Annotated in this window: 16 protein-coding genes; 9 read left to right on the forward strand and 7 right to left on the reverse strand. The window is 56.6% G+C overall.

The features are described 5' to 3' along the window. The first annotated feature begins 745 nt into the window (after nt 1-745). Nucleotides 746-2161 carry an ammonium transporter gene (locus tag CAUR_RS05250; RefSeq protein ID WP_012256890.1) on the forward strand — a complete coding sequence of 472 codons (1416 nt, stop codon included), beginning with the start codon at nt 746-748 and terminating at the stop codon, nt 2159-2161. Between the two features lie 55 nt (nt 2162-2216). Here the strand turns inward: CAUR_RS05250 and CAUR_RS05255 are convergent, their stop codons facing one another. Then, the gene (locus CAUR_RS05255) at nt 2217-3023 is read right to left on the reverse strand and encodes an ECF transporter S component (protein WP_012256891.1); all 807 of its coding nucleotides are present in this window, start codon (nt 3021-3023) and stop codon (nt 2217-2219) included. Nucleotides 3024-4036: 1013 nt separating this feature from the next. Between CAUR_RS05255 and CAUR_RS05260 the strand changes: the two genes are divergently transcribed. From CAUR_RS05260 to CAUR_RS05275, 4 genes are read left to right on the forward strand one after another with little or no spacing between them, the layout of a single operon-like run. Continuing rightward, nucleotides 4037-4246 (forward strand): hypothetical protein, encoded by a 210-nt coding sequence (locus CAUR_RS05260; RefSeq protein ID WP_012660586.1) that lies wholly within the window; start codon nt 4037-4039, stop codon nt 4244-4246. An 11-nt stretch (nt 4247-4257) separates the two neighbouring features. Further along, on the forward strand, nt 4258-4638 hold the full coding sequence (locus tag CAUR_RS05265; protein WP_012256893.1) for a DUF2089 domain-containing protein: 381 nt from the start codon (nt 4258-4260) through the stop codon (nt 4636-4638). Further along, nucleotides 4622-4987, forward strand: a complete 366-nt coding sequence (locus tag CAUR_RS05270; RefSeq protein ID WP_012256894.1) for an SHOCT-like domain-containing protein — start codon at nt 4622-4624, stop codon at nt 4985-4987. The genes CAUR_RS05265 and CAUR_RS05270 overlap by 17 nt, the downstream gene beginning before the upstream one ends. Before the next feature lie 41 nt (nt 4988-5028). Further along, nucleotides 5029-6762: a DUF4097 family beta strand repeat-containing protein gene (locus CAUR_RS05275; protein ID WP_012256895.1), complete on the forward strand. Its 1734-nt coding sequence runs from the start codon at nt 5029-5031 to the stop codon at nt 6760-6762. 545 nt (nt 6763-7307) lie between these two features. On the opposite strand, the gene CAUR_RS05280 is transcribed toward CAUR_RS05275, so the two are convergent. From CAUR_RS05280 to CAUR_RS05290, 3 genes are all read right to left on the reverse strand, one after another. Continuing rightward, nucleotides 7308-8108 (reverse strand): alpha/beta fold hydrolase, encoded by an 801-nt coding sequence (locus tag CAUR_RS05280; RefSeq protein ID WP_012256896.1) that lies wholly within the window; start codon nt 8106-8108, stop codon nt 7308-7310. Nucleotides 8109-8539: 431 nt separating this feature from the next. Next, nucleotides 8540-9169, reverse strand: a complete 630-nt coding sequence (locus CAUR_RS05285) for a DUF4388 domain-containing protein (protein WP_012256897.1) — start codon at nt 9167-9169, stop codon at nt 8540-8542. Nucleotides 9170-9548: 379 nt separating this feature from the next. Further along, on the reverse strand, nt 9549-10517 hold the full coding sequence (locus CAUR_RS05290; protein ID WP_012256898.1) for a COX15/CtaA family protein: 969 nt from the start codon (nt 10515-10517) through the stop codon (nt 9549-9551). Between the two features lie 156 nt (nt 10518-10673). Here CAUR_RS05290 and CAUR_RS05295 point away from each other — a divergent pair, with 156 nt between their 5' ends. Next, nucleotides 10674-12005, forward strand: a complete 1332-nt coding sequence (locus CAUR_RS05295) for a M20/M25/M40 family metallo-hydrolase (RefSeq protein ID WP_012256899.1) — start codon at nt 10674-10676, stop codon at nt 12003-12005. Between the two features lie 200 nt (nt 12006-12205). Here the strand turns inward: CAUR_RS05295 and CAUR_RS05300 are convergent, their stop codons facing one another. From CAUR_RS05300 to CAUR_RS05310, 3 genes are all read right to left on the reverse strand, one after another. After that, nucleotides 12206-12541, reverse strand: a complete 336-nt coding sequence (locus CAUR_RS05300; protein ID WP_012256900.1) for an STAS domain-containing protein — start codon at nt 12539-12541, stop codon at nt 12206-12208. A 170-nt stretch (nt 12542-12711) separates the two neighbouring features. Beyond that, nucleotides 12712-14403, reverse strand: a complete 1692-nt coding sequence (locus tag CAUR_RS05305) for a SpoIIE family protein phosphatase (protein ID WP_012256901.1) — start codon at nt 14401-14403, stop codon at nt 12712-12714. An 8-nt stretch (nt 14404-14411) separates the two neighbouring features. Beyond that, complete coding sequence (locus CAUR_RS05310; protein ID WP_012256902.1) at nt 14412-15503, reverse strand: HEAT repeat domain-containing protein; 1092 nt, start codon at nt 15501-15503, stop codon at nt 14412-14414. Nucleotides 15504-15690: 187 nt separating this feature from the next. Between CAUR_RS05310 and CAUR_RS05315 the strand changes: the two genes are divergently transcribed. The 3 genes from CAUR_RS05315 (at nt 15691) to dnaE (ending at nt 20227) form a co-directional block, all read left to right on the forward strand. Beyond that, entirely contained in the window at nt 15691-15882 is a 192-nt protein-coding gene (locus CAUR_RS05315; protein WP_012256903.1) for a hypothetical protein, read from the forward strand. 8 nt (nt 15883-15890) lie between these two features. Continuing rightward, a complete protein-coding gene (locus CAUR_RS20745; RefSeq protein ID WP_012660587.1) occupies nt 15891-16049 on the forward strand; it encodes a hypothetical protein in 159 nt (52 codons plus the stop codon). A 431-nt stretch (nt 16050-16480) separates the two neighbouring features. Further along, entirely contained in the window at nt 16481-20227 is a 3747-nt protein-coding gene (gene dnaE, locus CAUR_RS05320) for a DNA polymerase III subunit alpha (protein ID WP_012256904.1), read from the forward strand. The last annotated feature ends 777 nt before the right edge of the window (nt 20228-21004 follow it).

A 21004-nucleotide genomic window follows, 5' to 3' on the forward strand; every position in this document is an offset into this window, starting at 1 on the left:
GAGCGCTGGTGTCAACCGCTGGTGCATCCCTGTTGCGGGCCGTGGTACAGTCACGTTGTTTGAAGTGCGGCAGCATGACTGTTTCATCAGCCGCGCTTCGTGCCAGGCGCATGTCATGTCGTTCACCCTACCGGTCACGGGTATGCCGTGTGCTATCGTCACGATCATGTAGTCTGTCAGTAATGTCAGGAGATAACTTCCAGTCAACACACCTGCTGCCGTATCGGGAAGCTCCAGCACGATCTGCTGATCTCCCCTCTTCCGCTGGACGGAAGAAGACCAGGGGTGAGAAGAATGCTGTCACCTTGCCACCAATTTGGACAAAAAGTCTAATCCTCTCTACCTGGATATTGGCAATCCTGTCTATTGGCAACTCCATGAAGGCCTGTTATCATACCATCACCAATGAGTGCACAATCTGGTGAATGCCACGATGCATGGATAGCGAGGGGGTGAACGTGCGTAATGCGGGCATCTCCTGCGATGTTGCAGTTTAGAGCCGCAAACGCAAGAGAGAGAAATGGCTTCTGGATAGACTTTATCATCAATCCTCAATTTGTCAGTTGTTTACAAGTCCATAGCGGGCACTCTGTAATGCCTGCAATCGCGATGGTGCTCAGACGGCCTGCAACGAGGCAGAGGCGGATGGTTTGTGCAAATGTTACAAGTGCATGGAGCTGTTTTTAGAAGATCATTCCATGCATCACATGCAATCGCTTAGGTATAGGTTAAAGGAGCAGTTCTCATGAAGCTTGCATGGCGCACAAAGATCGGTCTCGGTCTTGGGTTTGGCCTTGGTCTCTGGCTGGTGGGTACCGGACGCGCTTTTGCTCAGGAAGGGCCAACCACTGCTGAACTGGCAGTTGCAATGAATACCTTCTTCCTGATTGTTGCCGCAGCGCTGGTCTTCTTTATGCAGGCCGGGTTCGCGATGTTGACCGCCGGCTTGACCCGCTCGAAGAACACAACCAACATCCTGTTCAAGAACCTGATGGATTTCGTGATGTGTTCGATTGCCTTTTGGGCAGTCGGCTGGGGGATCGCATACGGTACTTCAGCGGGTGGATTTATCGGCACCGATCAATTCTTCCTCTCGCCGGTTACGGCTGAAGGTGAAGTGCCGGTGATGGCAAGCTGGTTCTTCCAGGTCGTGTTTGCCGGTACGGCTGCAACGATTGTGGCCGGGGCAATGGCCGAACGCACGAAGTTTGCGGCGTATCTGATCTACAGCTTCATCATCTCGCTCTTCATTTATCCGGTTGTCGTCCACTGGGTCTGGAGCGGCGCCGGCTGGTTGAATACCTACAGCGGCAGCACCGAGGGGAACTGGGGCTTCACCGACTTCGCCGGAAGCACGGTTGTCCACAGCGTCGGAGGCTGGGCATCACTGGTTGGTGCGATGATCCTCGGCCCGCGTCTTGGCCGCTTCGGCCCCGATGGCAAGCCCCGTGTTATCCCCGGTCACAACATGTCACTCGCTGCGCTGGGCACCTTCATCCTCTGGCTGGGCTGGTTCGGCTTCAACCCCGGCTCGCAACTGGCAATCGCTTCACAGGCTAATGCCGATGCGGTGGCATTGGTTGCCGTTACGACCAATCTGGCCGCAGCCGCCGGTGCTCTGGGTGCTCTCTTCACCGCCTGGCTGCGCTATGGCAAGCCCGATCTTGGTCAGACACTGAACGGTGTGCTTGGTGGTCTGGTCGCGATCACCGCTGGCTGTGCCTACGTTGATCCGCTCTCCTCGATCATCATTGGTTTCATCGCCGGTCCGATTGTCGTCTTCTCGGCAGAACTGCTTGAGAAGCTCAAGATCGACGATCCGGTTGGCGCAGTTCCGGTACACCTGGTTAACGGTATCTGGGGTACGCTGGCGGTCGGTCTGTTCGCATCCGTCCCCGGTAACACCGGTACGACCGGCCTGTTCTACGGCGGCGGTCTGACCCTGCTCATCTCGCAGTTCGTTGGTGTTGTCGCTATCGGTTTGTGGACGGTTGCAACCGCTGCGTTGATGTTCTTCGCCATCAAGGCTACCATTGGTCTGCGGGTTAGCAAGGCCGAGGAAGAGGCTGGTCTCGACATCGGCGAGCACGGGATGGTTGCCTACCCGGATCTGAGCGGTGCTCCGGCGGGTGGTGAAGTGAGTGGCGCTCTGGCCCGATAGTAAGCGAAATTTCCCTCCTCCTTGCGCGACCCCTCCTCTATGGCAGAGGAGGGGTTTATGTTGCAGTGGTAAACCAGAAGCGCTCGCGAAAACGGCGCAGTTCTTTCAGCACAACCCGCCCCAGCAGTGCAATCAAAATAACGTTCCCAAGTGCCCGTACCGCATCCCACGCCAGCGACGTGACGATATAGAAGCGGAGATATTGCTGAATTGTTGCCGCCAGACCACTGCCCGGTAGCCAGCCCAATTCGCCGGGCGGCGCAAACGGCCAAAACCACAGATTCATCAAGGCACCAAAGAGAAAGCCCCAAACGTAACCAAAACCGCCAAGAAGCACAACCTCGCCCCATCCCCCAGGACGGAATCGTCGTCCCAGTGGTGCCAAAAAACCGGCGCTCATGCCCATCCAGCCACTCACGAACATCTGAAACGGCAACCACGGGCCTACGCCCCCGGTCAGTAGTGCCGAGACCAGCAGGGCCAGGGTGCCAATCAGAAAGCCGAAACGCGATCCATACGCATAGCCAATCAGGATGATTAGAAAAAAGAACGTAGGCGAGTCTGCCGGCCCCGCCGGTAGACGCAAGATCGCTACGACCCCTGTGAGCACACCCAAAATAGCGACCATACGGGTATTGAGCCGACCGGCACTGAGTTCGGCAATTAACAGGACAAGCAGTGCCGGGCCGAGAAGGGCGAAAAAGATCGGGGCTGTGGTGGCATGTGCCTGGGTGAATCCGGTTTCGGCACGGCCCAGAAAAAAGGGGTAGAGAAAAGCTATCACACCGAGCAGGCAGATCAGACCGAAGACAACATCACCTGCGAGGGTTGCTATACGTTGAGCGCGTGGGGTTGACATCATCGTAACGCCTGTCTTCGCAAAGCCTTGTCCGGGAGCAGTGTCGCAACGTCCGTCAGTACCGACTGTTCCAGATCATACCGCATGTCCGGTTAACATCCTGCACCCATGACTATCGCCAACGCATTGCCAGGGCTGGCAGCGCGACCCTCCGCCAGAACTGGCAGTGCGATCCTCCGCCAGGACTGGAAGCACGCGCCTCCGCCAGGACTGGAAGCACGCGCCTCCGCCAGGACTGGAAGCACGCGCCTCCGCCAGGACTGGAAGCACGCGCCTCCGCCAGAACTGGCAGTGCGACCCTCCGCCAGGACTGGAAGCGCGCGCCTCCGCCAGGACTGGGAGCGCGCGCCTCCGGCGCGCCGAAGCGCGAGCCTGGATCAGCGCACGACAGCAGGAGCCATCCTGTACCGGCGCCTTCCGCCTCCAGCGGGGGCGGGTTGGGGTGGGGGCGTGCGCAAATCACCACGGCGAGCAGCACACACACCACACGCTCACTACTCATCACCCTGGCCCTCTACCTGAGCGTGAATGAATGAAACCGGTCAGTGTGCCTGCACCTGCGACAACCCACCAGCGATTCGCCAGTGGAACGCCCACTGTGGTATAGCCTCTCGCCTGGTCCGTATATCGTGTTGTCGGTTTGCGTGCCGATGCATAGCGCCCGCACCCACGATGCTGCCGGTCGTCACTGGTCATAGGCACGACATGCGTGCTCGTCACTACTCACCGTAGCACCGCAGCGTACCACGCCTCATCACGCTGCGTCCCTGCCACCCTGGTTTGTATATCACCACGCAACCATTGCCGGCATAGGGAGATGGTATCTCTGTGCCCTCCATGTCTCAGTGCTAAAAACCACAGATCGAGGGCGTCATCTCTCCGTTTATCTGCCTTGCAGAAATATGATGATAAAATGGCAAAAATTTCCAACATAAGTATTGACAATTACCAATTGAGATGGTAATATCTCTATCAGATTGGCAAATATTACCAACCAAGTAACGAGAGGAGTTCCTATGATGCGCGACCTCTACCACCACGAGCAACTGTACGCTCGCGAGATGCAGGAACGTGTTGCCGGTGTCGCATCACTCCACCAGCCTCCGCGTTCGCCCATCGCTCGTCGCCTTGCCCGCTGGTTCGGCTTGCGCTTGATTCGGTTTGGTGCCTACCTGTTGCGCTACGCTGCGGATCGACGCTCTCGCCATCTTACCTATGCCCGCTAACGGAGGTTGCTATGTATCCACTACTGACCCGTGACCCCATCACCGGTGGTGAGTTAATCGTCACCCGTCTCGAATCACCTGAGAGCGGCATTGTCATCGAGGGTCGTTTTAGCCTGGGCTGGATTGGTCGTCTCTCGCCTGATCAGCTTGCATTCGTTGAGTTGCTGGTCAAGAATCGCGGGAATATTCAACGCCTCGCCGCTGAACTCGACATTGCCTACAATACGGCCCGCGCTCGCCTCGATGAAATTGTTGCTCTGCTCGGCGGTACACCTGAACAGGAACCGCGGGTTGATCGGCGTCAGATTCTCGACCGGCTTGCTGCCCGCGAGATTTCGGTCGAAGAGGCCTTGCGTCTGCTAAAGGGAGCTGACCATGAACAGCGCAAATGAAGAACGGCACCGGATTCTGCAAATGGTCGAGCAGGGGCAACTGTCGGCTGCGGAAGCTGCGCGTCTGCTCGATGCCCTGAGTGCCGATCCCCGGCCAATCGAGCGCAGTCAGGCGCGTCTGGTGCGCATTCGCGTCACCGATCTCCCTTCCCAACGCCTCAAAGCGTCGGTAGCTATTCCGGTGAGCCTGATTAATGTTGGTCTGCGCCTCGGCGCTCGGCTGGCTCCGCAATTGAGTGGTAGTGCCCTGGAAGAGCTGATCCGTAGCGTGGAACGTGGAACTACCGGTCTGTTGCTGGAATGGCAGGATTTGGAAGAGGGCGAACGGATTGAGATTGTGATCGAATAACCCCTGGTACAACCGTAGTCTTCACCATGAGGAGGGTTTGCATGAAACAACGGCTTTCGGTTGATCTGCCGGTAACACTTATCATCCAGTCGGTTCACGGCGATCTTACGATCCGAGGCTGGACTGAACCGCTGATCGAATGGCAGAGTGATGATCGACAGGTGACGGTGACTGCGCAAGCCGATGGTCTGGTTGTCAGCCCGTGTACTGACGATCTCCAGCTTGCGGTGCCAGAGACTGCTGATGTGCGGATCGTCGTGATCCACGGTGATGCCCGTGCCCAGAATCTCTATCGCCTTACCGCCGAGCGTGTTGAGGGAGATCTTTCGCTGCGCCAGATTACCGATCAGGCCACCATCGGCTCGCTCGAAGGTGATCTCACGGCAACGACCGTCGCTGAATTGAGCGTCACTGCTGATGTCCACGGTGATGTCTCACTCACTGAGGTTCCAGTCGTCCATTTGGCTGGAGTGGCGGGTGATGTGAATGGGCGTGGTGTGTTGAGCCTGACCGTCAATCGGGTTGATGGCGATCTTGAGGTGGCCGGTTTGAGCGAGCAGTTACGGGTCGGTAACGTGAATGGCGACGTTGAACTTACACTCACCGGTACCGCCGATGTGCAGCTTGATCGTGTCAACGGTGATCTGACACTCACAGGACAGGCCCGTCGCGTGCAGTGCCTGGCGGTGAGCGGTGATGTTGATGCCTCCGAAGCCCAGATCGATCAGTTCACGGTTGAGACGGTGGCCGGCGATGTTGAAGCAGGAACTATCACCAACGGTCGGATGGTGACGATTGGTGGTGATTTGGAACTCAACAATGTCACCGGTGACCTGACAGTCAGTCATGTCGGAGGTGACTGCGTTGTCAAACAGGCTGCCGGCAACGTTATGATCACGGCTATTGGTGGTGATCTCCGTCTTCATGCCGCTGCCACAGCCGGTAGCACCATACGGGCCCAGGTTGGCGGTGATGCAGTCATCGTGCTCCCCGAAACGCCTGATCTGACCATCAACGCGGTTGTCGGAGGTGAAGTGAGTGGGATTGAAACCCGACCTTCAATACCCGGTCAGATGCTGGAGTTGCGCTATGGTCAGGGGAACGCCAGCATCCATCTGCATGTGGGTGGTGATCTCGCGATTAAAGGCGCAGGTCAGGTCGATTCGTTCAGCAGTATCGGTGCGCAGCTTGGGCAAGAACTGAGTGAGCTTGGCCGCGAATTGGGGCGCGAGCTAAGTGAACTGGGGCGTGAACTGGCCGCCGAGTTGCGAAGTGCGCTAGCCGGCGACGATCCGCGTGCGGGCGAGCGTGCCCGTGCGGCGGCTGAACGCTTCGCCGAGCAGGCCCGGCGCTGGAAAGCCGAGTCCGGGCCAGAACGGGTGCGCGTTAAGATCAATCAACGCGAGTGGCGTCTTGATCCCGAACGGATCGAGCGTATTAAGGAACAGGCCCGTCAGGCTGCGGCTGCCGGTCTGAATGGAGCACTTGAAGCGGTCGAACGGGCGCTGAGTCGGATTCAGTCGCCACCACCGCCGCCCCCGGCTGCGCCAAATCCGCCGCCACCACCGCATCCGCCGGCAGCGCCACCACCACCACCGCATCCGCCGGCAACCGGGCCAACAGTGCAGCTTCGCCCTGTCCCGTCACAGCCCCCGATGAGTGAGGCCGAACGAGAACAGCAACGGGCTTCGATCTTGCAGATGGTTGCCGATGGTCGTATCTCGCCGGCAGAGGGTGATTTGTTGCTGGCCGCTCTCGATGAGGATCGAGGTTAGAGGGTGTTCTATCAAATCTGGCAAGATACAGGTATGCATGTGCTCCAATCTGCCCATCATCCAACGCTCACTTGCACAATATGTATTTGTCAGAAGCAGATCACCGGTGCTAACAGCATATCCGCGCACATCCGCCAGACCCGCGTCCATCCGTGTGCTGCGGATGATACACGGATACTCGCGGATGCAGCGGATATGCGCGGATCACCCTCCTGCCGTACCATAGCGTGAGGCACCCAGCAAATCCGCGCACATCCGCCAGACCCGCGTCCATCCGTGTGCTGCGGATGATCCCCACGAATACTCACGGATGCATCGGATATACGCTGATCACCCTCCTGCTGGTACCATTGCGTGAGGCACCCAACCCATCCGCGTGCACCCGCCAAACCCGCGTTCATCCGTGTTCTGAGGATGACCACCACGGATGCTCACGGATGCAGCGGATATGCGCGGATCACCCTCCTGCCAGGGCCTTACCGTATGACGTGACCTGTTTGCGCACATACCGTAGGGGCGCCGCATGCCTCGCCCCTACCCGTACCTCATGTTCTGGATGCTGCCTCAACCCGCATCACCAGTTCGACCAGCGCCAGATTAAACTCTGCTGGCCGTTCAATCGCACTGAGATGGCCGGCGTGTGGAATCACGACGAAACGACTATCGGCAATCGCATTGTGCATCACCTGCGCTTCAGCAGGGGGGGTGAGAGCATCTTCCGCACCGACGACAACAGTTGTCGGCACCCGAATCTCGGCCAGCAGCGGCGTCGAATCGGGGCGAGCCGCCATGGCGTGGAGAGCCGCGGCAATCCCTTCTGGTGGATTCGCCGCAGCGATACTCAGCAGCTCGGCCCGTAGCGCCTCACTTGCCCCCGGTGCTACCAGATTGGGTAACATTCGTCCGGCCAGTGCCGCACTTCCCTCTTCCAACGCAATCCTGGCATTAACGGCCCGTGCTGCCCGCGTCTCCTCACTATCGGCAGTTGCCCGGGTATCGGCCAGCAACAGGCCGCTGATCCGCTCTGGTGCCCGCAGCAGCAGAGCGAAGGCAATGTAGCCTCCCATTGACAAGCCGGCCAGCACTGCCCGTTCGATGTTCAGGATATCGAGTAATGCCAGGACATCCGTTGCATAGTCATCGAGCGACTGTGGCAGCGGTGTCGCCGGCGAGCCGCCAAACCCGCGTAGATCAGGGGCAATCATACGCATGCGATCACCCAATGTACTCAATTGCGCCCGCCATAGTGCCGCACTCAGCGGAAAGGCGTGCAACAAGACGACCGGTTGTCCACTTCCTGCATCATCGTAGCGTAGTTGCACACCGTGGGGGAGGGTCACGTGCATTGGTACCTCCGTTTCTGAGCCGATATTCAACCAGTGCAATGCGTTTGGTAAACGCCTGTTAGCGTGTTGCCGGACATCGGGATGACTGCATGATACACCTCCATGACGTCAGACAACACACGTAGTCCAGGCTTCTGTCTGTGCTTGGGAGTTACCCTTGCCGGTTGTCATACAAGTATACGCGAAACATACCGCATGGTTTACTACAGGGAGAACAATCTGCATTAGATGACGTCTGCGTTCTAAACCGGGTGCGATACTGGTTGCCATTCGGTAGGAAGATGGGATATCGCCTGCCAATCCCCCGGCAGCACGACAGCATAGACAGGCATAAGTGAACAGAGTGCGGAAGGCTGGCTTCCGCACTCTGTTCTACAAGCAGGCACTGATTAAGGGGTTGTGCAACCGATTCTTACCGCTGTACGTGGTGACTACTGCTGCAAGATAGACAAGAGATAGTCGATAGACGTTGTCGGCACTGATGGTGTTGCAGCCTGCATGTTCTGGTGCGATTCCACCGGTCGCAACGGCACAGAGACAAGATCGACGATCTGCAAGTCCATTAACTGAACGATGCCCTCAACCACATCAATCGCCGACCAGTGCAGATCAGTTGCAATATCCGACAGACTCTTACGACCGTCGATGGCCTCAAGCAGCAAATGCAGCGCAACACTTGCCCGCTGCAACGCTTCTTCGCGGGTGACCTTCAGTGTCGGTACCAGTTGCAGCGAAGCAACTTTGTGCCAGATCCGCCGCCACCGCAACGCCATACGCTCAGCGTAGCGGATCATCGTCTCGATATCGCCCCATATCGATTGCTGATTACTTCTGGCACCGCTGCTGACGTTGAACGTGCCTTGCTGGACATTGAGCAGAATGCCTAGCGCTTCTGTCCCTATTTGTCCCTCGCACTCAACGTGGTACATTTGACCATTGGTGAAGAATATTCGACCGGAACGCTCTCCCTGAATATCGAGCGAGCCAGAGAGGGAACTGTATGCAGCGAGATCAATCAACTCACGTAATGGTACCTGTTGTAACGAACCGTGTAATGCCATCGTGGGCCTCCTGGGCACAACTGAAGGATAAGATGGGATGCCCTTTAAAATTGGTTATACCACAACTCAGCAGCCACAACAATGTGACCATAGTCCAGTTATAGAAGAAGTCATCATAGTACCGGTTTTGGTAACGCCCGTCTCTCCATTCCAGCACACGATGTTGTGTGCATCGAAGGCTGAATGTGCAGTGCGCAGACCATAGCGGATCGCACGCCGCTGAACGGCATGCCTTCCACGTGGCCGCACGAGCTTGGATTGGCAGACACACGGTATGAGTTGGAACATCCCGTAAACCTCATCCCTTCGGAAAAAGAAAGAAGGGTAACACTGTGCAGTTACCCTTCTTCCGCTCGAGAGCTGATCTGTGCGGCCTGTCCTACGCAGAGCGTGCCGGTGACGAGACGGACACCGGCTGTGGGACACGTTCCTCGCCGGGCCGAGCGAGGAGAGTTGCGCTTAGCAACACCAGCGCCAGCCATGCCAGATCGGCGAAGAGCAGATGCACCAGTTGCATCCACACCGGAGCCTTCAGGATAACGTTTATTGCACCCAGAAAAATCTGACCAACAAAGATCGCAGCAGTAGCCCACGCCAGTCGGCGCGTTGTTGGTGACGGATCGTAGCGCACTGCCCGTTGGGCAAGCGAAATCATTGCCAGGCCAACCAGTGTGCCCAAGACCGGGTGGATAATTCGCATCCATACCAGGGGATGACTATCACGAGTGATCGACTGCGATACACCGCCAGGCAGCACGCCCAATTGCAAGAGGGTGTCACCCAGAGCCGTTATTGCACCACTCGAGCCTACCAATGCCGTGCCGACCAACGCTGCGATCAACATACTTAACAGACCACCTTTACCACGCAGGTCAGGAGCTGGCTTACCACTGGCGTACCAGGCCGTAAGCGCCATTGCTCCAATCAGCAGAAATGTATTGACGAGGTGCAGTCCCAATGATAAGGCGCGCGTCAGTGATGCATCGTGAGCTACCAGTCGGAAGAGCACCAGTGCTGCTCCGATCAGCGACTCGACAATCATAAATATCATCGTTGCAATCGCCGCCCGCCGTGCCGGATGGCCGGCAGCAAACAGTCGTAAGGCCCAAACCAGTAACCCTATCGTCAACAGCAGGGCAATGCCACTCGTTACGCGATGAGAAAACTCGATGAGCTGAGCAGTATCGGGTGACCGCGGTATCACCTGACCGTCACAGAGCGGCCAGTGATCGCCACAACCGGCACCAGAGCCGGTTGCCCGCACGAATGCGCCCCACATAATTACCAACAGGTTGTATCCAACATTGAGCCATGCAAAATTGACAAAGGCACGATGCCGGGGATCCATGCAACTTCCTCCCGCCGCGACCGTGTTGGCGCGGATTGCAAGAACTATGTGACATTTCGCACTTCATTCTAGCATGACCCTCGCGTAGCGTGCAGTGAACACCGTGTTATAATTCGTTCACTAAACGCAAATGTGTGAGCAAGAGGGGGCATCTTGGTGACTGTCCATGCACCGCCGTCAATTGAGCAGCTTGTTCAGATCTTGCGGTACCTCTGCAAGCAGCCATCGACTGCCGGTCAGATCGATGAGTTGCGCACAATGGCTGAACATATCGCCCTTCTTGTGCGTCGGTTAGGCATGCATGTGCGCATTGCGGCTACCGATACCGCACCGGTGATTATTGCTCATCGGTCAGGACGACGGCCACAGACCCTTTTGCTCTATCATCACTACGATACGCCACCAACCGGCCCGTGGCGACACTGGTCACACGAACCGTTTGATATTGCTGAACGTGATGGTCGTGTATTTGGACGTGGTGTAGCCGGTGGCAAAGGTGCCCTGGCAGCGCATCTGGCAGCCCTGCAGACCATTCTGCACCGTGAAGGGGAATTGCCGTGTGGGATCACCCTGGTCATTGAAGGGGCAGCTACAACGGGTAGTTCTGGTCTGCAAGAAGCCCTGCACGCGCATAGTGATCTGCTGCAATGTGACGCGATCCTGGCCAGTGTTGGTGACCGCGATGCTACCGGTACGCCTATCTGCGTGAGTGGTAGTAAAGGCTGGATCCGTCTGCGTCTGAGTGCGCGTGGGCCGGCGTATCCCTTGCCAACCGGCTTTGCCGCCAGCGTTGCCAATCCGCTCTGGCGGCTGATCTGGGCCCTGGCTTCTCTCAAGGGTGATGATGAAGATGTGCGGATCGAGGGGTTTTACGACGCGGTTGAAGGTCCGTCGCGCAATGATAATGCGGTGATCCGACAACTGCAACTGGCCTCGGCTGCACGACGGGATGCCTGGCGGATCGATCAGTTTCTTTTCGGTATCGACGGTGCAGCGTTGAGTCGCTCGGAAGTGACGCTCCCCACCTGTAATGTGAGTAGCATCACCGTTGAACCATCCGGTGAGACACCCGTTATCCCTGCACAGGCGACGGCGCTACTCGATATTCAGTTGGTACCCCATCAACAGCCGGATGCGATTGTGGCATTGATACAGCACCACCTGCACGAGAAGGGGTTTCCTGACATTGTGATTGAGCGGTTGCCTGGCGGGTATCCCCCGTTAATGACTGCGACCGATAATCCCTTCGTGACGCAGGTGACTGCTATCGGCGCAACCGTATTTGAACGGCCACCGGTGGTTGTGCCGGCTGGCCCATACACGGTGCCTTTCAGCTTACTGGTTGGCCATCACCCAATCCCAACCGTGAGCCTTGGCCTGACACCGGTTGTCAGCGCGACCTTTGCTCCCGATGAATACATTCCGATCACCGACCTGAGTCGTCATAGTCGTTTGCTGATCGAATTACTCGACCAGTTGTGGCGGTAAGTACTTCCAGGAGCACGGTCACATTCTACTGCGTCGCTGCCGGTATATTAAACGTAGGCACCCCACTGCATAACAATCCCATTTCGGTAATACACGTTCCTCATCGTATGAACGCACAGACACGACACAGCACAGGTAACGTGCATCCATCAGGGATTGGCGCTGCGGAATGCGCGACGTATTAATATCGGTGATAACTTCTATTGATTGCGATACGCAGCTAAGGCTGTTTCTCGATCAGGATAGATCTTAAACAGCGTATCGAAGCGGCTCTTACGGAAAATTTCGGCAATCTGTGGCTGCAAACCGTACAACCGTAGATCACCACCCAGTGGTTGAATGGCGCGCAGGTTGGTCAAGAGCATGCGCAGGGCCAGGCTGGCCACGAAGTTGACCTCGGTCATGTCCGCAAGCACCTTACCGCGATGCTGATTAATAGTGTCTGCCAATTCCTGCTCGATGGTTGCAATCCCGGCTGCATCAAGGCGAGCCGGAAGCTCAATGATGAGCACATCATCTACATGCTCGGTCTTCACGCCGAAGTCTCTCTTTCTAGCGGGTTTTCACCGCTATGCAACTATTGAGGGTACGGTTATTATAGCATGCCATGAACCTGTCTTAGAACAGGTAGTATAGCAATCAGGATACCGTCTGATACTCTCTGAATATCGTAGTGAGTATCAGGTTTTCTGGCAATCCCTTGACGTTAAAGCTGACTATCAGACAGACGTTCCACAATCAGCAGGGTAATATCATCAGCCTGTGGTGCACCGGCAGCGAATGTGTCAACCGCTGCGACGACTGCCGCCACCAGATCGGGGGCAGGGTGGTGGCAGAGGGTTTGCAGGCATGCCTGTAAACGGGCATCACCAAACAACTCACCGGCTGGATTCATCGCTTCGGTAATCCCATCGCTGAAGGCTACCAGCTTCTCGCCGGGCTGTATCTGCAACTCATACACCTCATACGTTTGCCCAGACACAATGCCGATTGGTAATGAGCCTTCGTGTAGTTCTTCTGCCACATCGCCATTGCGGGCAATCCGCAATGGTGGGTTATGCCCGGCATTGATGTATGTTATTGTACCACTGAGCGGATCAAGCAGGCCATAGAACAGAGTGATGAACATATTGGCATCACCGTGCTCACGGCAGATATAGTCGTTGGTCAGACTGACAGCGTGAAGGAGAATAGACGTATTGATGCTACCGGGCGACTGCGACATCCCTACAGCCTGCGACGCCGCTCGCAGCAATGATCGACTCAACGCCACAAACAGGGCAGCCGTTACCCCTTTGCCACAGGCATCGGCCACCACCAGGCCGACTCTGCCATCGGGAAGGGTAATGGTATCGAAGAAATCACCACCCACAGCCTGCGCCCCGCGACTGAACCCGGCAATACGCCAGCCGGCTGGTTGCGGTAACACCCGTGGTAAGAAAGACTGCTGAATACGGCGGGCAACATCCAGCTCCTCTTCGAGGCGGTTCAGCCGAATCAATTCCGCCTGTGCAGCCTGTAATTGCTGATACGCCGCCAGGAGTTCGGCATTCTTGCGTTCGAGATCATGAATCATGCGCTGATTGGTATTGCGTACCCGACTAACGATACTGCGTAGCATCGTCATTGCCAGGGCCGGACTGGAGCCGATCAAGGTGGCAAACACCGCTTCATTCAGCGCAACCAGGCGACTCGGTTCAATTGCCCGTACAGTTGCCGACCGTGGACTCTGGTCAATCAGGCTCATCTCGCCAATGATTTGGCCGGCGTGAAAGACCTCTAGCCGCAACTCGGTGCCGTTAACGAACGTGATTACCTCTACCGCACCGCTCAAGATCACGAAGCATTCGTTGCCCGGATCGCCCTGATGAAACAATATTTCACCGGCGGCAAGGCGGCATTCGGCCAGACGAGGGGCTAACTCGGCCAGAATCGCTTCAGGTACTACCTGAAAAAGCGGCAAACTCCGCAAGCGATCCAGCATCGTCATTGTTTTGGTTACGATTAACTCGTTCCAGCCACTTGCCGGATCGTGCCGGTACTGGAGGGTGTCAGCGTATTCGCGCACAAAGAAGAGGCCAAGACCACCAATAGTACGTTGTTCAACCTCCCTGCCCAGATCAGGTGGTGGTGCGTCGTGGGGATCGAAGGGGTACCCTCGATCACGAATGATGATAGTCAGCACACCCTGTTCATACTGGCACAACAACTGAATCTGATCGCGGTTTTGTTCATCGTAGCCATACTTGACAATATTGGTAGCGACTTCTTCGATCACCAGTCGCAACAGATAGACATAATCGTGGGGTAATTGCCAATCGGCCTCCAGCGTATCGCTGAAGGCCAACAGTTCAGTTACCGCGTTCCAATCGGCGAAGACACTGATCTGTCGCTGCATGCCAACCTCTACACGGCTAATGGTTCGGTTGGATGGCGACCAGGGGAAAGCGGCAGGGTGGCTCGTAATTTACGCAGCCGAGTAATGGCATCCACAGCAGCTTCGTGAACATTGGGGTCAGTATCGTCGACGGCCTGGGTTAAGGCATTGAGGACGGTTGTGGTTGCGGCTGCCACACCCAACCGCCCCAGCGCGCGCGCTGCTGCTTCGCGAGCGTAGGCGTCAGCATCAGAGAGCATGGGGAGCAGGTGTTCAATCATCTGGGCCGTACCGGCCAGTTCTCCCAACTGACTCACCACCAGGGCTGCTGCCGAGCGCACGAAACTATCGGGATTGTCGAGACATTCAATCAGATGATCGAGGAGTTGTGGCGAGACGATCCGGTCACGCAATTGACCCAGCGTGCGGGCAGCGGCGAAGCGTGTCTCCAGATCGCAATCATGGATCGCCAGTCGGATCAGCGTTTTGACCAGAGGTTGCGGCGGTATCCCATTAATCAGGCCGAGCATACGCGCCGCAGCCGCACGCACATGCGAGGCGCTATCACTCAAACCGTCATGCAGGAGCACCAGATCTGCCGCTGTGTAGTGACCCTCTCGCACGCGCAGACGACGAATCGCTTCATAGCGACTTTGCCAGCCGGGGTCTTGCAATTGACGGCGTAACTGTTCAAAATCACCGCTCTCGAAGGTGTCGAGTTCGGCCAGCAATGTCAGCCGTAACCACTCATCACGTGAACTATTGAGGCGCTGCCGGGCGAGATGCAGCACCTGTAACGCCAGCAGGATTTCTTCGACGGTCAGGCGAAGTTCCGGGCGTGAACGTAATTCGCGCTCAATCAGATGGGCAAGCTGGTAACGCCAGCGGCTGGCACGGCGGACAATGTGATTGGCACCGGGGCCACGTGAAATCTCGGCCAGTGCCAACACAGCGGCAACCGGCTCTTCCTGGAAGGCAGCAAGAAATGGTTCAAGCGCACGCAGGGCAAGGTATCCAAGCACACTACTCACGCCGGCAATTTGTATCTCTTGCCGGGGGTTGCGGGCAAAGGTTGTGAATCGTTCGGCAACCCGCTGCCGCCATGTCTCTCGATCAAACATTGGCAGCCCCCTTTCTTCCCTGCGTCATTGTAGTAGAACGATGATATTTCTATTTTTAGTATATCATACCGTCATAGTATTGCACAGTACTTTAGTACTATTCTTTGATTGCAGAAACATTACAGACGCGATTGCTGCTGTCATATGGTAAGATATGCCGGGAAGTAAGTCTCTGTGGATGATGTATATGAATTCAACACCGGAAGATCCCGATGTTACAACCAGTATTCGCCGAGTACGTCGGGGTTGTGTCATGATGGCAATCATCGTTATTGCCATGACCATTTTTCTGATCAGCGCAACCGGCAATCTCGCGTTTTCGTTATTACTACTTGTCGCAGGAGCACTGCTGGCGCTGGCTTTCTTTGTAGTACGGTGAGGCCATTCATGTCGCCAACCTATCGTCGGGCACTACTGGCTGTGCTGGGACTGGTCTTTGTGATCATCTCCATTGTTGTTGCTTTCCAGCAACCTTTCGGTCTGTGGCACTGGCTCTGGCTGTTGCTGGCCGGGTTGTGCCTGTTTGCGATCCGTCGGCAATCGTAACTGCTTGTTCACCTGTCCAACGCTCTGTTTCTGTTGCATCACGTCCATCTGGCCTGACGACGACGTGTGGTTCCCGCCCTTCCGGTTAAGACCCCGGCAGGGCGTGCCGTGATTCCCATCTGCTTGCTACACCGCCTTCACCACAATATTTCCCCATCCCCGCGACATCGACAACCAGCTACGGTAGCGCGCGCTGAACCGTCATGGTTTACAAACACCTTACAATTGTTGACAAGCCTATTCGCAAGCTACCGCTGATATGTTATAATCAGAACCGAAAGCGTGCGCCTGATAACCTGATATTATGTTGATATAATACCAAAAAACCGACACCACATCTGTTCTTTCGGACAAATGTTTCAGGCTTAGATCGCCTTTCTGCCTTCGTCCAACTGTGTTAAGTGTAAATTGTTTTGAAAGACGAGTACGCCATGCACGACTTTGTTCATCTGCATGTCCACTCTGAATACAGCCTGCTCGATGGCTATGCCACAACGAAAGGCATTACCCAGCGTGCTGCCGAATTGGGGATGGACAGTATCGCCCTGACCGATCACGGGGTGATGTACGGCGCGATGGAGTTCTACGAGGCGGCGAAAAAGGCCGGTATCCGCCCGATTATCGGTGTCGAAGCCTACATGGCCCCCGGCTCACTGAGCGACCCGATGACAAAAGGGGCAAAAAACTATTTTCATTTGCTGTTGCTGGCCCAAAATGAGGTGGGATACCGTAATCTGGTGAAACTCACCACGCGCGCCCATCTTGACGGGATGGGAAAGGGTGTGTTTGCCCGCCCCCGTATCGACCGGCAATTGCTGGAAGCGCATCACGAAGGCCTGATCGTTACCTCGGCCTGTCTGGCTGGCGAGGTGTTGCACTATCTGAAAGCGGGAGACCGTCGTGCAGCCGTTGAAACCGCCGCATATTACCGTGACCTGCTCGGCCCCGACCGTTACTATCTTGAGTTGCAACTGCATGACAATACCCCTGAACTCGAGCCGCTGAACGATGAGTTAGTGAAGATCGGGCGCGAACTGGGTATTCCACTGGTAGCCACCAGTGACGCGCATTTCGTCCGTCCAGAAGATAAAGCAACCCAGCACAAGATTATGGCGATGGGGATGAATATGACCTACGCCGAGTTTTGTGCTCGTGAATACGCGATGGACGAGAGCTACCATATCTTGTCGGGCGAGCAGATGTGGGAGCGGTTTAAACGCTACGGTACTGAACCGCTGGAAAACACTCGTCGCATCGCCGATATGTGCCGGTTGAAGCTGGAGTTTGGACGGGTTCAGTTGCCGGTCTTTGAGTTACCGCCGGGCCACGATGCCGCCTCATATCTACGCCTCGTGTGTGAAGAGGGTTTGATGCGCCGGTTCAATGGTCAGCCACCTGCTGAGTATATGAATCGGTTGGCGTATGAACTGGATGTGATTAATCAAACCGGCTTCCCTGATTACATGTTGATCGTATGGGATTACGTGAAATTTGCCCGTTCACGCGGTATCCCCTGTCTGCCGCGTGGATCTGCCGGTGCATCGCTCGTGCTCTACGCCCTCGGCATCACCGATGTCGATCCGGTCAAGAATAAGCTGCTCTTCGAGCGTTTCCTCTCGCCCGAACGTCTGGAAATGCCCGATATTGACACCGATTTCGCCGACTCGCGCCGCCAGGAGATTCTTGACTATATCGCCGATAAGTACGGGCGGGAGAATGTTGCGCAGATTATTACCTACGGTACGCTCGGGGCCAAAGCGGCCATTCGCGATATGGGCCGTGTGCTCGGTCTCGATCCCGGTGAGGTAGATCGGGTCGCCAAACTGATTCCAGCGTTACCGGTTGGCACCACCATCGCCCAGGCCCTTGAGCGCGTCCCAGAGTTGAAGCAGATCTACGAAACCCAGCCCCACCTGCGCGAACTGATCGATGAGGCACAGAAGGTTGAAGGCCGGATGCGGTCAGTTGGCACGCATGCCTGTGGCGTGGTGGTCAGTCGAACACCGCTGGCCGAGCTGGTGCCCCTGCAACGCACGACCAAAGACGAGAATGCGTTGATGGCTGCGTTTGAAGGGCCGACCCTGGCCAAGATGGGTCTGCTGAAGATGGATATTCTCGGTCTAACCAACCTTTCCGTGGTGGCCGAGGCCCTCAAGTATATCGAGCAGACGACTGGCCGGCGGATGTGGCTTGATGAAATTCCACTTGATGATCCAAAGGTTTTTGAGGCATTAGGACGAGGCGAAACGAAGAATGTCTTCCAACTAGAATCGGCGGGAATGACGCGCTACCTGATGCAATTGAAGCCAACCCGCGTTGAAGACCTCTACGCCATGGTGGCGCTCTATCGCCCCGGCCCACTTGAGCAGATTCCAGTCTATATTCAGAACAAAAATAATCCATCCCAGATCCGCTATCTCCACCCCGTGCTCGAACCGATCCTGTCCGACACCTACGGTGTGATCGTCTATCAGGAGCAGATTATGCAACTGTTGCAGACGGTCGCCGATTATACGCTCGGTCAGGCCTATATCGTTATCAAGGCGATCAGCAAGAAGAATCGCGAACTGATGGCCGAAAATGAGGCTATTTTCAAGCAAGGGTGCCAGCGCAAAGGCATTAGTAAGGAGATTGCCGATCAGCTCTGGGAGTTGATCTTGCCGTTCGCCGGCTATTCGTTTAACCGACCGCACGCCACGCTCTACGGTTTGCTCAGTTATCAGACCGCCTGGCTAAAGGTGAATTATCCGGTCGAGTATATGACCGCTGTGCTGACCGGTGCGGGTGGCGTAATTGAAGATGTGACGAAGGCGGCACTCGAAGCACGGCGTCTGGGTGTGGCAGTACTGCCCCCTGATGTCAACCGCTCGCACAAGGGCTTCACTATCGAACCACTTGCCCAACCGTTGCCGCCGGGCGTAACCCACCAACGCGGTATTCGCTTTGGCTTGATGGCAATCAAGAATGTCGGCGAAGGGCCAGTAGAAGCGATCATTGCTGCACGCGAGGCAGGTGGCCCCTTCCAATCGCTGGAAGACCTCTGTGCGCGCGTTGATCGCCACGCGCTGAACAAGCGTACCCTGGAAAGCCTGATCAAAGCCGGTGCACTCGACTCGCTCCCTGGCACGCGCCGCCAGAAGCTGGCAATCCTCGATCAGGCCGTCAGCGCCGGGATCGAAGCCCAGAAGGCGCGTGAAATCGGCCAGAGTAGCCTGTTTGATATCTTTGGTGAAGCAACCACCGCCAATCCGGTGGTGGCCCGTATTCCGTTGCCGCTGATCGTCGAGAGTCCTGCCGATCAGAAAGAGGTGCTGCTCTGGGAAAAGGAGCTGCTCGGATTGAATATTTCCGATGATCCCATCGCTAAGGCCCTCGAAGGTGTCGATCTCAGCGGTGCTACCGAACTTGGTTCGATTGATGCTGAACATATCGGAGAGACGCTCACCTTCGTGGGAGTGCTGAGTGGGGTGCGTCGGATTGCGACAAAGAAGGGCGAGACGATGCTGGTCGCCAATCTTGAAGATTTGACCGGCAGCATCGAGATAGTGGTCTTTCCAAAGGTGCTGGCGAAGTACGCCGATCTATTACAAAATGACGCTGTAGTGCGGATTACGGCAAAGGTTGATAACCGTCGTGATACACCCCAACTGGTAGTCGATCACGTGGAAACGCCCGCGTCAGTAGATCAGACAACAAGCGCCCAACCGCTTGAAATGGATCTGGAAGGGGTAAGCGATGATCTGAACGGCGAAGGCGGTGTGGAATTGCCGGCGCCACCGGTATCGCCAGCACCAGCACCAACTCCTACCCCGGCTCCGGCATCTCCGCCGCCGGTCAGACCGCCGGTTGTGCGCACCCGCCAGCCGGTCAAGCTCGCCAGTAATGGGAATGGTCATGGCGGTCACCATGCACCAGAACCGCCACGGGTTGACGGGCCGCCGGCGCGTAATCTACGCATCTACCTGCCGCGTAGCCACGATTTTGATGCCGATATTGCATTGATGCAGCATGTCCACACGATTCTGAGCAGCAGTCATGGTAATGACCAGGTCACACTGTATCTGCCAAATGGGGTGGGCATGGTCGTCTTACAGTCGCAGCATACCATTACCCTCTCCGATGCCCTGGTTGCCGAACTGAAGCAGGTGCTTGGCCCTGACCGGGTGCTGGCGATGTAAGCACGGTGAGGGTAAGCATTCGCGGTTGGGTGGTTGACGCGGAAATTAGGAAATTGAGTAGGGAGCACGGTATACGGCATGCCGTGCCCCCTACTTTGTACTGTCACATCAGGTTGCGCTGTCGTATCTACATCCCGCTCCCAGCGGGCGGACTGGAGCAGGGGCGTGTCACATAGCACCGCTGGGAGCTGTGAACACGTGACATACCATACTAGAACTTAAAAGCTGTGCTGTCGATCTCCCAGACTGTCGCACAGACGCATGAACGCTTGCCAATCACCACGACAGCCTACCCTGCGCCCAACCCGTTGGTATGGGCTTTTCATTACCCATAATTCTGTAGTCACCCGCTGCATTCTTCATCAGGGACTATCCCAGCGTGCACTCCTCCGGACATCACCGCTCGGCACCAGCCCTGTCGTGATGCCGAAGCTATTCGGTTTATCCGCCCGTCGCCGCAGGGATCACCAACGATAACCAGATGGACACCGTGGTGACGGACGGGGGTGTCTTGCCAGGTGGGGTAGGACTGGGTGCTTCCCAGACGGACGCTCATCCCCGCGGTGGGCGCTGCTGCACCCTGATCGGGCATCACCGGGTGCCCGCCGGCGACCATTGGCGTCCTGGGGATGGCGTCAGCATCCCGCACCGGCATTGGCAGGGGCGCACGGCCGTGCGCCCCTACCGGGCACGGTCAGGGCGATCCCTGCTAGCCCGTGACACGACCGATGCACCATACTGGCTACCTGGCAACATATGGGTAATTGCATAGGTTGG

This window comes from Chloroflexus aurantiacus J-10-fl (genome assembly GCF_000018865.1).
GTDB classification, from domain to species: domain Bacteria; phylum Chloroflexota; class Chloroflexia; order Chloroflexales; family Chloroflexaceae; genus Chloroflexus; species Chloroflexus aurantiacus.